Source organism: Maribacter taeanensis, assembly GCF_047345145.1.
Lineage (GTDB): Bacteria > Bacteroidota > Bacteroidia > Flavobacteriales > Flavobacteriaceae > Maribacter_C.
Window position 1 is genome coordinate 679,763 of the sequence record NZ_JBLFER010000001.1, and the last position, 14,492, is coordinate 694,254.

General features: G+C 37.1%; 17 protein-coding genes. 10 read left to right on the plus strand and 7 right to left on the minus strand.

Features of this window, described 5'->3' with window-relative positions; translation table 11 throughout:
• Positions 1–89 precede the first annotated feature (89 nt).
• Positions 90–410: a hypothetical protein gene (locus ACKWCD_RS02925; RefSeq protein ID WP_413982431.1), complete on the plus strand. Its 321-nt coding sequence runs from the start codon at positions 90–92 to the stop codon at positions 408–410.
• A 130-nt stretch (positions 411–540) separates the two neighbouring features.
• Entirely contained in the window at positions 541–1,398 is an 858-nt protein-coding gene (locus ACKWCD_RS02930; protein WP_413982432.1) for a DMT family transporter, read from the plus strand.
• On the opposite strand, the gene ACKWCD_RS02935 is transcribed toward ACKWCD_RS02930, so the two are convergent.
• Genes ACKWCD_RS02935 through ACKWCD_RS02965 form a run of 7 tightly spaced genes read right to left on the minus strand, consistent with a single transcriptional unit; the run spans position 1,395 to position 7,541 of the window.
• A complete protein-coding gene (locus ACKWCD_RS02935; protein ID WP_413982433.1) occupies positions 1,395–2,609 on the minus strand; it encodes a multidrug effflux MFS transporter in 1,215 nt (404 codons plus the stop codon). The genes ACKWCD_RS02930 and ACKWCD_RS02935 overlap by 4 nt on opposite strands.
• Before the next feature lie 13 nt (positions 2,610–2,622).
• Positions 2,623–3,459, minus strand: coding sequence for a hypothetical protein (locus ACKWCD_RS02940; RefSeq protein ID WP_413982434.1), 837 nt, complete (start codon positions 3,457–3,459; stop codon positions 2,623–2,625).
• The gene (locus ACKWCD_RS02945) at positions 3,456–3,923 is read right to left on the minus strand and encodes a hypothetical protein (RefSeq protein WP_413982435.1); all 468 of its coding nucleotides are present in this window, start codon (positions 3,921–3,923) and stop codon (positions 3,456–3,458) included. The genes ACKWCD_RS02940 and ACKWCD_RS02945 overlap by 4 nt, the downstream gene beginning before the upstream one ends.
• 20 nt (positions 3,924–3,943) lie before the next feature.
• Positions 3,944–5,056, minus strand: coding sequence for a glycosyltransferase family 4 protein (locus ACKWCD_RS02950; RefSeq protein WP_413982436.1), 1,113 nt, complete (start codon positions 5,054–5,056; stop codon positions 3,944–3,946).
• 3 nt (positions 5,057–5,059) lie between these two features.
• Positions 5,060–5,464 carry a hypothetical protein gene (locus tag ACKWCD_RS02955; protein WP_413982437.1) on the minus strand — a complete coding sequence of 135 codons (405 nt, stop codon included), beginning with the start codon at positions 5,462–5,464 and terminating at the stop codon, positions 5,060–5,062.
• Positions 5,465–5,473: 9 nt separating this feature from the next.
• A complete protein-coding gene (locus ACKWCD_RS02960; protein ID WP_413982438.1) occupies positions 5,474–6,385 on the minus strand; it encodes a hypothetical protein in 912 nt (303 codons plus the stop codon).
• The gene (locus ACKWCD_RS02965) at positions 6,378–7,541 is read right to left on the minus strand and encodes a glycosyltransferase family 4 protein (protein ID WP_413982439.1); all 1,164 of its coding nucleotides are present in this window, start codon (positions 7,539–7,541) and stop codon (positions 6,378–6,380) included. The genes ACKWCD_RS02960 and ACKWCD_RS02965 overlap by 8 nt, the downstream gene beginning before the upstream one ends.
• Before the next feature lie 172 nt (positions 7,542–7,713).
• On the opposite strand from ACKWCD_RS02965, the gene ACKWCD_RS02970 reads away from it, so the two are divergent.
• The 8 genes from ACKWCD_RS02970 (at position 7,714) to ACKWCD_RS03005 (ending at position 14,448) form a co-directional block, all read left to right on the plus strand.
• Positions 7,714–8,487 (plus strand): TerC family protein, encoded by a 774-nt coding sequence (locus tag ACKWCD_RS02970; RefSeq protein ID WP_413982440.1) that lies wholly within the window; start codon positions 7,714–7,716, stop codon positions 8,485–8,487.
• Positions 8,488–8,567: 80 nt separating this feature from the next.
• The gene (locus tag ACKWCD_RS02975; protein ID WP_413982441.1) at positions 8,568–9,101 is read left to right on the plus strand and encodes a TlpA family protein disulfide reductase; all 534 of its coding nucleotides are present in this window, start codon (positions 8,568–8,570) and stop codon (positions 9,099–9,101) included.
• Positions 9,101–10,309, plus strand: a complete 1,209-nt coding sequence (locus tag ACKWCD_RS02980) for a hypothetical protein (RefSeq protein ID WP_413982442.1) — start codon at positions 9,101–9,103, stop codon at positions 10,307–10,309. Before ACKWCD_RS02975 ends, ACKWCD_RS02980 begins: the two co-directional genes overlap by 1 nt.
• An 11-nt stretch (positions 10,310–10,320) precedes the next feature.
• Positions 10,321–10,680 (plus strand): cupin domain-containing protein, encoded by a 360-nt coding sequence (locus ACKWCD_RS02985; protein ID WP_413982443.1) that lies wholly within the window; start codon positions 10,321–10,323, stop codon positions 10,678–10,680.
• 273 nt (positions 10,681–10,953) lie between these two features.
• Positions 10,954–12,621 (plus strand): tetratricopeptide repeat protein, encoded by a 1,668-nt coding sequence (locus tag ACKWCD_RS02990; protein WP_413982444.1) that lies wholly within the window; start codon positions 10,954–10,956, stop codon positions 12,619–12,621.
• A gap of 20 nt (positions 12,622–12,641) precedes the next feature.
• The gene (locus ACKWCD_RS02995; protein ID WP_413982445.1) at positions 12,642–13,403 is read left to right on the plus strand and encodes an SDR family NAD(P)-dependent oxidoreductase; all 762 of its coding nucleotides are present in this window, start codon (positions 12,642–12,644) and stop codon (positions 13,401–13,403) included.
• A gap of 127 nt (positions 13,404–13,530) precedes the next feature.
• Positions 13,531–14,079: a DUF4251 domain-containing protein gene (locus ACKWCD_RS03000; RefSeq protein WP_413982446.1), complete on the plus strand. Its 549-nt coding sequence runs from the start codon at positions 13,531–13,533 to the stop codon at positions 14,077–14,079.
• Positions 14,080–14,253: 174 nt separating this feature from the next.
• A complete protein-coding gene (locus ACKWCD_RS03005) occupies positions 14,254–14,448 on the plus strand; it encodes a cold-shock protein (RefSeq protein WP_413982447.1) in 195 nt (64 codons plus the stop codon).
• Positions 14,449–14,492: the final 44 nt, after the last annotated feature.

The window sequence follows — 14,492 nt, forward strand, 5'->3', positions numbered from 1 at the left end:
TCTGTACTTTAGAAACATCTCTGTATTTGATTTTTTCGTAACTTATTGTACCCTCAAATGTTTATGTTCAATCTTAAAATCCTGCTACGATGAAATCTGACGTAAAAGAAGTTGATAAAAGTGCTCTGGTCTTGCGGTTAGAACGCAATCAAAACGATCTACAACAATTAAAGCGTAAACTTAATTCTTACACCTGTGAACCTCGAACTTATAGTCTTTTTGAGCGTATTGAAAGCCTCAGAAGTGGACTCGAAAACTTAAGTAATTCAAATTCGGAAATTATCAGATCATTAAAGAGCCGTAAAAAATCTGTTGAAGCCTATGTCGATAGTGCTAAAGAGCAGTTTCAAAAGTTTAATCAGTTACAACAAGGTATTGATGAATATGTTGCTGGTGCTCGAAATTATTGAATATTGTCCCACACATGTTTCATGGTATTTAACCAGAGTCTAAACAAAACCACATTCTTTTGAATGTGGTTTTTGCATTTTCTAAAAGCGCATATTCATCTATCTTTACATGAGAATTTAAAATCGTCCTTTGAATTTAAAAAAAGCGATTCTTTTTATGGTGCTAAGCACCATTGCGTTTACTGGAATGAACGGACTCCTGAAATTCTTGACGAACTATAGTGCTTATCAATTGGTATTTTTCAGAGCTTTTGGCTCTCTATTTTTCACCTTCGGATTTCTTCTTAGTCGCGGTATACCCATACTTGGCAAAAACCGGAAGCTTTTAATTACAAGGGGTGTTTTTGGATCTACTTCAATGCTCTTGTTCTTTATGGCCGTTCATTATATGCCTATAGGCTCTGCAGTTGCCCTGCGATATATTGCACCCATTTTTGCTGCCGTGTTCGCTATTTTGATCCTTAAGGAGAATGTGCGTCCAATTCAATGGTTATTTTTTGTGCTTTCTTTTTTAGGTGTTTTGGTCTTAAAAGGCTTTGATGACAGCATACCTCCAATCGGATTAATACTAGTGCTGTTAGCTTCTGTCTTTAGTGGTTTAGTCTATATCGTTATTCGAAAAATTGGACCTAGTGAGCATCCTGTGGTGATTGTTAATTACTTCATGTGCATTGCTTTTATTGTGGGAGGAGTACTATCTATTTTCAATTGGAAAACCCCAACTCTTATTGATCTTTTGCTCCTACTAAGTTTGGGTATTTTTGGTTATTTCGGGCAATTGTTTATGACAAAAGCATTTCAAATGGGGGAAACCAATGTAATTGCACCTATTAAATATGTAGAAGTCGTTTTTGCCATAATTGTAGGCGTTGGTTTTTTAGGAGAAACATATACTATATGGAGTTTTGTAGGTATGGCGATGATCATAAGCGGCTTATTATTGAATTTATGGTTTAAGCAATGGCTCACAAAACGCAAAAAAACTTAGACGCTCGCAGGGATTGTTTTTTGCTGAGTTAGTCTGAGATAAGCCAAAATTATCAAAGCCAATAAGGCACAAACTGTAAAACCAAGGAATAGCGGAAAAACAGTATCGACAACAAATCCACCAATATAGGTGCTAATAGGAACTGACATCAGCGTCGCCACGAATCCTGTGATGGCAGCACCAATTCCAGCAATATGTCCGATGGGTTGCATGGCTGCTGATCTAAGGTTTCCGAAGAGAAAACTAATAGAAAAGAACTGCGCGCCCAAAAAGAGGATTAAAATTTCTATCGAAGGATTCGCTTTTCCGAAGAACAAAACTACATAGGTAAAGGAAATCAGAAAGAAAGAAATCAAAAAGACAGTTATTAATTTCTTCATTCCAAATCGGATTACAAAACTGCCATTCAAGAACGTAGCAGCGCCTATGGCAATAGCAAGTCCCGCAAAGATATAGGGGAATTCTTCCTTCAAATTATACTGCTCCTGAAATACCTGCTGTGCTGTACTGAGGTATACTAAAAATGATCCGGTAATAAAGCCAGAAATAAAAGTGTAGCCTACGGTCTGTTTATATTTCAGGAGTTCACGAAGTCCATCAGTAAAAATACTGGACGTAAACTTAACCGTATTTTCTTCACGCAAGGTTTCGGGTTGCCTTCTCCAGAACCAAATGCCGACTACAATGGCAAAAACAATCTGCACATAAAAAATAGCTTGCCAATTGTAGGCATCTAAAACCACTTTGCCCAGAGCAGGGGCGATAACTGGGATCAATAAAAACACCACCGTAACAAAAGACATAATACGCGCCATGTGATCACCACTATAGGTGTCACGAATAATTGCAATACAAATTGTTCTTGGAGCAGATAAGGCTATTCCCTGTAGAATTCGTCCTATTACAAGTACGGTTAGACTTTGTGCATAGACACATAGAAAACTGGAGAGCACAAAAAGAACGAACCCCATATAAACGACGGGCTTTCTTCCTATGCTGTCTGAAATTGGTCCAAATAGTAAAGGGCCTATTCCTAGCCCTAAAAAGATCATGATGATAATTTGCTGATTGTCAGCGGCAGAAACACTTCCCACAGAAAATCCAATAATATCAAGAGCTGGTAAGAGGGCATCTATTGCCAAAGCAACTGAGGCCATTAAGGAGGCCATCAAAGCAATAAATTCGAGTTGTGGGATACGCTTTTTAAACATCCGGCAAAAGTACTTATTTCGCAAGTAAGTTACCGCTGTTTTTAGCTCTAAAAAATTGATCATCATACAAACGTTCTATAGGGAAAATCGTATGCTTTTCATGGTATGAAGCCAACTCATTAATCAGATTGAACCCAGCTGCAGTATAAATATGGGTAGCATTTTTGAAGTATGCTTGTACAGGATATTCTTGTATTCGAAATTGAAACCTTTTATCATCAAACTCAGCAGTTACTTGTGTAAAGACAAAAATGGACTTTATGTTTGACGGCATAACGGCTTTTACTTTTGTACACAAAGAAATTACATCTTTTATTCCTCCGGAGTGTATGATAAGTCCATAAGGGTCTTTAGCAAGCGTTTTATGTTCTGTGATTGTACTAATCGGAAACAAAACCTTATTGATTTGTTTTGATGCCGCTTTTATCCAATTTACATGGACTTCACTCAAATTTTCTAATAATATTGTTTTAAAGAAATTAGGGGCAAAGGTTTCAGGCATATCATTTAAATACTTTTCCCATTTTAAAATCCGACAGGTGTATACAAATGAAATTTTTGGCAAGGCTTTGTAAACTGAAATTAATTCTCCTTTCATTCCTAGCGGGAAAGTGTCGATATAACAAAACTGTATATTATGTTTAGTAAGGTGTTCTATTAGTATATTCGACCATATAGCTGGACTTGAATTCCAAGAAATCGGAATAAATTGGTATTGTTTAAAATGATGTTTAAAAGCGGAGGGAGTAATAATAAGCACATCTTTTGAATCAATTTCGAGATATTGAATCAACTTATGTGTTCTAGAAAGGTGACCCAAACCTCCACCTTGCACATAAAAAGCAATCAAAAGCCTTTTTCTTTTAATTCGGAAATAAGTATTTCTTGCTGGTCTTGAGGTATTTCATCAATCTTATATACCAGATTTCGAGCATCTTCAGTCGTGCTTCGTTCGATAGTCATATCGTTTTTCTCTAGTTTTGATTCCCCAGTATCCATCTTTTTGATTTCATAAGGATTCAAATTCTCCTCGTTGTCACTAATTTTTACTTTACTATCGTATAATTTTACCTTCCATAATAAATCGGAAGAAGCAGTACGCAACTTAAAACCATCATCTTTATACTTCACTTCATAAACCACAGAATTACTGCTGTCAAAGTATTTTTTCTTATCTGGTTTTGTCATTTTAGAAGTTAGATTACCCACACTGGTATTTGTTGTATTTGCATTTTTACAACTGATAAAGGCTACGGTGAGCAAGGCAATGAAAATATATTTTAGCTGCGTTATTTTAGTATTTAATGTATTCATGATTAAATGTTTATATGAAATTAGTTATGTATTTGTTTAAATATTTTTAAATAGTTTTTCACTTCTTTTTCAGGAGTGAATTCCTGCATGAGTTTGGTTTTCAGGCGTTTGCTTGCTTCATGCAAATTCTCATCTGTTGCCCTGTAGAACTGAGAAATACATGCTAATAATGATTCTTCCGACAAGGGATCAAACAGAAATGCATTGGTATCATCAAGTACATCAGGCAATCCACCAGCCTTAGAAGCTAAAATAGGCACACCAAGTATTCCCGCTTCAAAAAGTACATTGGGCATGCCATCATATATAGATGGAATGGCAATAGCATCGCAACTTAGATAATTGGCCATCAACTCACTTTGTGATTCAGGTACAACAACAGAGTAAGATAGGTTCCATTCTTGAAGTTTATTTTCTATTTCAGGTTCTAATTCACCTACAATACGCAAATGCATGTTGGTTGAAAGCTCTGATTTCAAAAGAGTGGTTATAAAAAAGTCGACACCTTTTTTTTGTTTTAAATAACCAACAAGGCCTATAACAGTTGTTTTTGTTACTGTAAAACCTGTTCTGGTATCTTTTGCTAAAGACAGATCGGCATCCAAAATTTCCCAGCTGCTGGCATCTATCGAGTTCGGAGTAAAAAACAACTTATCATTTAAGTCCATGTTCTTGATACGTTCAACTTTTTCGCTACTTACACATGCTACAGCTTCAGCATTTTTTATGGCGTACAATAAGTCTGGCTTTTTATTAGAAAAAATGGCAGTATCAAAATCGTTTCCCCTTAAGCAAAGCAAATAGGGTAACTTGAGCCATTTTGCATACAATGGAATACCTTTTAAGCTAAGATGACTACCATAAGCCACAAACACAGTGGTTTTCGAATACTGTTTCTGAGCTGAAATATAAGACCATAGCACATTCAAGGTATGTGAAGCATCTTCATAAACCGGAACCGCGGTATATGACCCGCCTATATTGGCTTGAGATATAAAAGGTTTTATTTTATTTGTAAAATGATATACATCTACCTGATGGTGCTTTCGTAGGTTGGAAACAATACGATCACAACTACGGGCCATACCTCCTTTATTAGGAGGGAAATTTTCAGTAAACCAAAGTATGTTCATGAACTAGCTATAGTAAAACGTTTCATCGCTATTTAGTAATCCTCCCGTAGAATCGGTCTCTTCAAAACCTTTTGCGTCACCATCGGTCCATGTTCCGGCGGCACCGCCTCCGCCAAATCCACCACCACCAAATCCGCCATCGAAACCTGCGTCCTCCGAATCATTGGAGGAACTAGAAGAGCTAATAATTGTACCATCGGAATCGTCATAAATCTCAGGGTTATAGTTGTTTTTCTTCTCTTCTGCGTAAAGATATTTTTCCCAATAACAATCTTCGCACAAATCACTTTCATCAAATCGATGAAAATGGACATGGCAAGTCTTCTTATCACAGTTACTGCAAGTGTTGGTAACCGTACGGCTGCAACTCTTATTTAAAAACACTCCTGATTTTTGCTCGCAACTCATAGGAAATTTTTAAAATGTTTTTGGTTTGTTCGATTTTGGTACAACAATTTTGTTTTTAAATAGATATTCCATCATCTCTGTAAAAATTGATGCTTTCTTCTTTTGTTTTGCCGTGATTTTAGTTGGAAGCGCCAGTAGCTTCTCTTTAAATTTTATCTTAACCATTAGGAATCCGTTTTCTTTACGATGAGAAACTTCATATTGGCCTTTATGCCCAATGATTTCTTGTGGTTCTATTATTTGATAATCCGACGCTTTTAATTTTAAAGAAAGGATGTAATAAAATTTGTGCTTGTGCTTTGATTTGGTCTTTGTTTTTCCACTGCTACGGCGCTTTGTAGTTGTCGTTTTCAAGGAAATCTGGTATAAAGAAGCTGTGCAAAAACTATCATCTTTCAAGCGTAAATTAGCTTGGTATCTTTCCAGTTGATAGGGTTTGAATTTCGTTTGTCTAGTTTCCTTTAGCCCTAACAATTTTAGGTCCATTGAATTAGCTTCGTTTTCAATAGGAGAAAGGTCTAAGCTAATGCCGATTAGATTTTTAAAGGTATCTCCTTTAATTTTTACGATAAACTTTGCTAAATGGTCAAAGGCATTAGGGGCTACAAAAGCGCGCTTTCGGCCTGCGTGAAGAAATAGTACGACCACAGATATAAAAATGAAAAAAACAAATAAACCCAGAAACCAATTGCCGTAGTCAGTATTCCCGTTTGAGCCATCGCTAAAAATAGAATAAATGATGAAAATAAAAACTAAAATAGGAATCAAGAATAACAACATAGCCCATGAGTAACCCTCTTTTTGCTGTGTTAAAGCTTGTTTTTTAAGAAAAACCAACCAATATTCACTAGGTCTTTTCGCGCGAATTCGCTTTTCCTTTGAGAATAATTTGCTATCTAGTTGTAAGGCCTTTTCAAACATATTCAAGATTCAGGTAAAGGTTTTTCATTTTTAGTTCTTGATCTTCCCAAAGATACTTTTCTTCTATACTTTTCTTCGCTTTGCTTCCCACTTGTCCTACTAATTTTTCTCGCTCCATTAAGGTTCTTATCCGTCTTCCTAGTAATTGTGGTCGGTCTGGAGGGACTAAAAATCCTGTTTCTCCATCTTCTATAAGATGTTCAATAACGGGTAGTTTTGAGGCAACCACTGGTGTTCCATAGCTCATTGATTCTAAGACCTTAAGAGGGTTACATCCTTGAACTATATTACGATTACATGCTGTTAATGGTGCTACCGTCAAAAAAGCATCCTTGATCTTTTGTGCCAATTCCTTTTTATTCAACTCAAAAAACCAATCTATTCTTTCAAATATGCCGATGTCTCTTGCTAAATCTTGATATACTTCAATTCGTTTTTGAGGAACAGAAGAACAGAGCATAAGCCGCAAATCAAGGTCATTTAGTTCTTTAAACGCCTTGAATAGTGTTTTAATGCCTTGCCACTTTTGAAAAGCTCCAAAATATAAAATATAGCGACTTTTGGGTGTGTTCTTTTTGGTTTTGAAAATGCTCACTCCGTTAGGAATAACCGTTATTTTCTTAGGATTGGTATCGAAAGTCTTTACCATAAAACTCTTGGTAATAGGCGAAGGGGTAATTATTGCTGTACTGTCTAGAAGACAACGTTTCTCTAATTTTTTGATTTTTGCGAGAGCAGCCGGACTACTATTTGAATATCGATTTGGTAACTCCAAATGTGAAAAGGCATTCACTTCAAAAACTGTATGGAATTTCACATTAGTGTTTAAGGATGCTACGCCTCCCCAAACATCTCTAAAATGAACCAGTTTTACGTATTCAGCCAGTGGGAGTTGTAGCAGTTTCGTTACGGTATTTTGAAATTGTTGCGTACGCTCTAAAAAGTTACGAATCTTTTCTTTAAAGCGGTAGACATAAAGTTTTCTTTCCGAATCGTATTGAAATGAAGGCATTTCTTCTGTTCCGAGACAAATAAGTATTCCTGTGGCGAAGGTATTTTGGAGTGCTTTTAAACAATGGTCAATATGCGTTGCTGCCCCTTTTTGTGATGGAAAAACATCAAAAGCGATATAGGCGTATTCCGGTTTTGGAGTCATTTAGCAGCAAAGTAATTTGATTTAAAGATAGGAAGAAACCGTCAATCGAAAGTTGCGAAATATAATACGGTTTTTCTACGTTCGATATCTAGACTCTATTTAAGGATTGATTTTTCTAAATTCTTTTATATTTGGCACCTTTATCACAATTACCAACTAAACCCCTATACCCATGGAAGGTCTTTTTACACTTGACAATTTTATCACTTTAGCAATGCTTACATTATTACAAGCGGTTTTAGGCTTAGATAACCTCTTGTATATTTCATTAGAATCGAAACGTGCTCCCGAAAAAGATCAAAAGCGTGTACGGACCTTAGGTATTGGTTTAGCTATTATTTTACGTATCGTATTGCTGTTCGTTCTGATTCGTGTAATCGCCTATTTTCAAGATCCAATTTTTGGTTTTGATTTTACTAACATTTTAGAAGGACAGTTCAATATACATAGTCTGATTGTTTTGTTAGGAGGTATTTTTATTATGTATACAGCCGTTAAAGAGATTTGGCATATGTTGCGATTAGAGGATGAGCATCTTGTAAGTGATAGTAATCCTAAAAGCATAAACATGATTATCTTCTCGATAGTTATAATGAATTTGGTGTTTTCTTTTGATTCTATTCTTAGCGCCATGGCCCTTACGAATGTGTTTTGGGTAATGACAACAGCCATTATTATTGGGGGAGTGCTTATGATATGGTTATCTGGTAAAGTGTCAGAATTTCTAAAAAAGAATAGAATGTATGAGGTTTTAGGGCTCTTTATTCTCTTTATTGTTGGGATTATGCTGCTATCTGAAGGCGGACACTTGGCACATCTCAAACTATTCGGAAATGAAGTGACCCCAATGAGCAAAACTACTTTCTACTTTGTAATTGTCGTTTTGGTAGTAATCGATATCATACAATCAAAATACCAGAAGAAACTTTCAAGAAAAGCCAAATAGCTTTTTCATTTAATGGTACATCTCCATTTTATGTGATGGGAATTTTTGGTACTTTCGGTAGACTGTAATACCCATAGTCTATGAAATTTAAACTTGTCACTAGTGTTCTTTGTTTCATTAGCATTTCTGCCTGTAAAGAAACACCCAAAGAAATTGTACAACCTGCTACGCAAACAGAAAAACAAGAGGTTGTTGTAGATATTTTAACTGAGGAGAATGAACCAAAAAGCACCTATGAAGATTTAGAGGGCAAACCAATTGAACTTTCAGATTACAAAGGCAAAAGAATACTCTTGAACTATTGGGCCACCTGGTGCAAGCCTTGTATTGAGGAAATGCCCTCAATGGTAGAAGCACAAACACTTTTGGATAAAGAAAACTATGTATTTCTTTTTGCATCAGATCAATCCGTAGCGAAAATCAAAGCATTTCAACAGAAAAGGGGCTTTGATCTCAACTTTGTGAAATTCAATGGTTCTCTGACTTCCGAAGAAATTACAGCGCTTCCTGCTACTTTTATCTACAACGAAAAAGGGGAGAAGGTAGAACGTATGGATGGTGCTACGGAATGGAATTCCCCAGAAATCATTCAAAAATTAAAGAACATCCAATAATGAGAATTACTTTTCTTCTCTTCATGTTTGTCTTTGGACTTATTTCTTGTAAGGAAGCCGTTCAAAAGGAGGTTACCTTAGTAAACGAAATGATTTCACCAGCAGAAATTAAGAGTTCTCTACCTTTTCTATTTTCTAATGAGGAGAAGCTTCTGATGTCATGGGCGGAAAAAGAGAATGATAGTGTAACACGGGTACACTATTCAGAATTTATGAAAGGGGAGTGGCAACCTGCTCAGAATATTTTACAAGGTAACGATTGGTTTGTGAATTGGGCCGACTTTCCGGCAATAGCAGAAAACAATGGTAGTTTAATTTCTCATGTTTTGAAAAAATCATCCGCAGGAACCTATTCCTATGATGTCAAACTAAATCTGCTTCCCGAAGGGGAAAAACAATGGAAAACGAACCTACCACTACATACTGATAATACACCTACAGAACATGGTTTTGTAAGCGTCTTGCCCTATAAGAAAAGTTTTTTCATCACATGGCTCGATGGCAGAAATACTGAGGAAGACGAAAACGGAAATAGCGGTGCTATGACCTTAAGAGCGGCTGAAGTTTCGGTTACAGGTGAAATACAAAATGAAACTGAACTAGACGCACGTATCTGTGATTGTTGTCAGACAACTGCTGCAATGACTGCAAACGGACCAGTAGTAATGTACCGTGATCGTTCGGAAGACGAAGTCCGCGATATGAGTATCGTGCGCTTAGAAAACGGGAATTGGACCACCCCAAAAATAGTATTTGCTGACAATTGGGAAATTAAAGGTTGCCCAGTAAACGGACCCAAAGCATCTGCTATAGGGAATACGCTTGCAATGGCTTGGTTTACAGGAGCAAATGCGGAACCGAAAGTGAAGGTGATTTTTTCTACGGATGGAGGCGCTAATTTTGAGAATGCTATTGTGGTTTCTGAAAAGAATACCATGGGAAGAGTTGATATTGTGCTTGTGGACGAGCAAACCGCAATTGTCAGTTGGATGGAGTCTTTTCAAGGTATGGCGCAATTCAAAGCGATGCGAGTCCATCGAGATGGCAGTAAAGGGGAGGAGCTCATCATCACAGAAATGGATGCTTCTCGTAAATCGGGTTTCCCTCAAATGGAAAAACATGATGATAAGATCTATTTCGCTTGGACGGATTATGGTTCTGATCAAAACGCTGTCAAAACAGCTTTTGTTCTTGTTGATCGATTTTAAAACACTTGAAGATGGTACAAAAAGTACATTGGGATGATATTCCCTCAGAGCAAGTTGCTCCCAAAATGAAACGAAAATTGCTCTATGGAGAGAAAGTAATGATTGCTAGAATGCAATTTAAAGATGGATTTCTCGTCCCGCTTCATGATCATGAAAATGAACAGATAACCCAAGTAATTTCTGGAACCATTCGTTTCTGGTTTGGTGCGAACAAAGAACAGACTTTTGATTTGAATGCAGGGGAGTCTGTCGTAATTCCTGCACATGTGCCCCATGAAGCTTTAATGATTGGTGACGTAGAAGAAATAGACACCTGGGCGCCCATTCGCAAAGACTGGTTGGATGGCACAGATGATTACCTTCGGAAATAAAAATAACATCAAAAAAGTCTTTGCCACGACCTAAAGAGAGGACCTTTTTTGCTGATTGAGGTCTCGGAATCAATCCCTTTAGGGTTTGGGTAAATGATTACGAAGCTTCCGAAGATGATATGTCTACAGAAATGTAATTCCAAAAAAGGGTTTTACACAGATACTTTTAACGATTCAAGAACAAAATTCTACAATTGGGTACTTTTTCTAAGCAAAGTGTAACATGAAACAACATCTTTGTGACTCATTAGTATCAATCTAAAAATGACCATCATGAAATTCAAATTACTTTTTAAAACAATCTTATGCTCTGTTGCAGTATTTTTTCTATTTACTTCGGACAGCACCGCACAAAAAACCTTAACCGCTGAAGAGTGGCAAGAAGATTTAAGATTCCTTCAAAAAACGATTCACAAAGACTATCCATTTCTGTTTAAGAAAGTAAAAGCCGATGCTTTTGATGCCGAAATTGATAAATTGCATGCGGCTATTCCTTCGATGGAAGTTCACGAAATTAAAGTAGGCCTTACCCGAATGGTTTCCTTTTTTGAATACGGACATACGCAGATTCCGTTTAGTACCTTGGCCGAAGAAGCCGTACTAGCAGTCAATTTGTATCATTTTGAAGATGGTATATTTATAGAAGGAGTACAGAAGGGAAATGAAAAAGCCTTAGGTGCGAAATTGATAAAAATTGGTGAAACTCCTATTGAAGAAGCTTTAAAAGCCATACGACCTGTAGTACCCGCAGAGAATGATCAATATTTTAAAGGTTATGGACTCCGGTTTCTCACCGTGCCCACAGTTTTACATGCGCAAGGTGTTATTCCCGAGTTAAGGAACGAGATAGCCTTAACCTTAGAAAAAGACGGAAAAGTTTTCCAACATACATTTGGAACGATTCCTCTGGAAAAAATGTCAAGAGGATATGGATTCACCATTCCTAATGAAAAGTGGGTAAGTGCTCGTGACCAGACAAAAACACCCCTATTTCTAAAGCATTTATATGAAAAGTTATACTTTTTTGAATATTTGGAAGACTCCAAAACGCTATATGTACGTCAGAGTTCAGTATTCAATGATGAGAAAGAAACCTTAGCCGATTTTTACAAGCGTCTTTTCGGTTTTATTGATACCAATTCGGTTGAGAAGTTGGTGTATGATGTTCGATTGAATGGAGGTGGGAATAATTATAACAACAAACCTTTAATTAAAGGCCTTATGGCACGACCTGAGATTAATCAGCGGGGGAAGTTCTTTTATATTATTGGGCGCAATACGTTTTCTGCTTGTCAAAACCTGACCAATGAAATTGGAAATTATACCGAAGCAATTATTGTAGGCGAACCTACTTCGGAGAATGAGAATTTTTATGGCGATGCTAAAAAAGTAACATTACCCAACTCTGGCATCAATGCCTATCTATCCTATGCCTGGTGGCAAGACAAATCGCCATGGGATGGTAGGGAATGGACACTACCTCATATCGCAAAGGAAATGACCTTTGAAGATTATCGCACCAATCAAGATGTGATTTTAGATGCTGCTATGAACTATACTGAAACGGGTTTTATTTTGGATCCTATGCAACACCTTACGGATTTGTTTGTTGCTGGGAAATTTGACGAGGTAAAGAGAGCGGGCTTTCAGGTTGCAAACGATCCTGCCTATAAATACTACGATTTTCAGGAAGAATTCGGAACAGCAGGCTATAGATTATTGACCAATGGAAATCCTGAGGGAGGTATTTTCATATTGCAACTGGTGGCCGATTTTTATCCGGAGTCTGTGGGAGCTTGGTATAATCTTGCTGCAGCCCAAGAACAATTAAACCAAATCGATAAGGCTAAAGAGAGTTATAAAAAGATAATGGAATTAGATCCTGAGGGTATGACTGGGCGTTCCGCAAAAAATAAACTCGATAATTTGAATAAACAGTAGGCATTTGATATCTTTTTAGAATGACCAAGATAGATCTTAAAGGCAAAACCATATTGCTCACCGGAGCTTCAGACGGAATAGGGAAGGGGCTAGCCGCTTATTTACTAGAAATGGGAGCGAAGGTTGCGGTGCATTATAATGGCAACAGGGCTTCCGCCGAAAATTTGGCAGAAGCGTATCAAGGAACTGCAAAAACTTTTCAAGCGGACTTATCACAAGAAAACGAAGTGTTTTCACTTTTTGAAAGGGTAGAAGCGCATTTTAAGAAAATCGATGTAGTTATTTTAAATGCGGGAGTTTTCCTAAAACATTCCGCTACATCAGATACCAAAGACTGGTTAAAAGTTTGGAAAAAAACCATGGCGATTAATTTAGATTCCGTGGGATTACTTACCAAATTGGGTCTCGATCATTTTCAAAAAATAGGAGAGGGGCGCTTTATTTATATAGGGAGTAGAGCAGTTTTTCGAGGTGAAACCGAAGAATATCTAGCCTATGCAGCCTCAAAAGGTGGACTAACTTCACTAGCCAGAAGTGTTGCACGTTCGTTTGGGAAACAAAATATAAAATCCTTCATAGTTTCTCCAGGATTTACAAGAACCCAAATGGCGGAACAATTTATTGAAACCCATGGCGAAGAAAGAGTACTGAATGAAATTGCACTTAATATTTTAACGACTCCTCAAGATTTAGCCCCCTTAATCGCACTCATGTGCAGCGGAGGAATGGATCATGCCACTGGGGCAACCATCGATGTAAACGCCGGAAGTCATATCCGCTAAACGCTATGCGCTACACGCATATCGCATATCGCATATTTGTAATACGTTTTGCGCAAAGCGTACGACGTATAGCGTGCAGCGCATAAAGATTATTTCGTATCTTAAGAATAAAATGAACCCTATGAAAATGCTCAGAATACTCATGATATTGGGAATTACGCTACTTCTTATATGTTGTGGTGCTTCAAAAAGTGTTCAAGAAGCAAACCCAGATTTAGATCAGATGATTGCAACAAAAGATCTTGAATTTCGCGCAAAATTTGCGCACCCTATGGTGACTCAATCGATGAGTCAGGTTGCCTCGAGCGGTATGTTGCCTCCAGGAAGTAATATTGGTCAGATTGATGTATCAAGCAGTGCAAATTTTCTAAAAATACATGGAGATTCAGTGTCTGCCAACTTATCTTATTTTGGTGAACGGCAAATGGGTGGGGGATATAACAATAAACCTGGGATTGTATTTCAAGGTATTCCTAAGGATATGAAAATTGTAAAAGACGAAAAAAGCAATGCTTATGATTTACGCTTTAGTATTGGAGACAAATCGGAGACTTTTCAGATTACTACGCAAATCAATCCTAATCTTTCAAGTACGATTTCCGTTGCCTCTTCACATCGGACTAGAATAAGATATACAGGCACCATTCTTAACGCAACGGACATCAAAAAGGAGTAGATTTTGGCCTTAGTTCATATGGTATTGGAGCGGGTAGTAGCTATTTAAAGAAAACAGTTTTAGTTTTTAAAATTTAATGATTGTTTGTGAGAAGGAGAAATAATAAGTGATACTAAATTTGTGGCATCATAATTGAAATACCCTTTGTAATTATTAATATTAAATTAGATTACAATGAGTAAAGGAACAGTAAAATTCTTCAACGATGCCAAAGGCTTCGGATTTATTACAGAAGAAGGTTCAAACACCGAACATTTTGTTCACATTTCAGGATTAGTAGACGAGATTCGTGAAGGCGATGAAGTAGAATTCGAGCTAACCCAAGGAAAAAAAGGATTAAACGCAGTTGACGTAAGAGTTATAGAATAAGACGCTTAAACTTTAAAACTGAAGCCCCTCAATAGTTGAGGGGC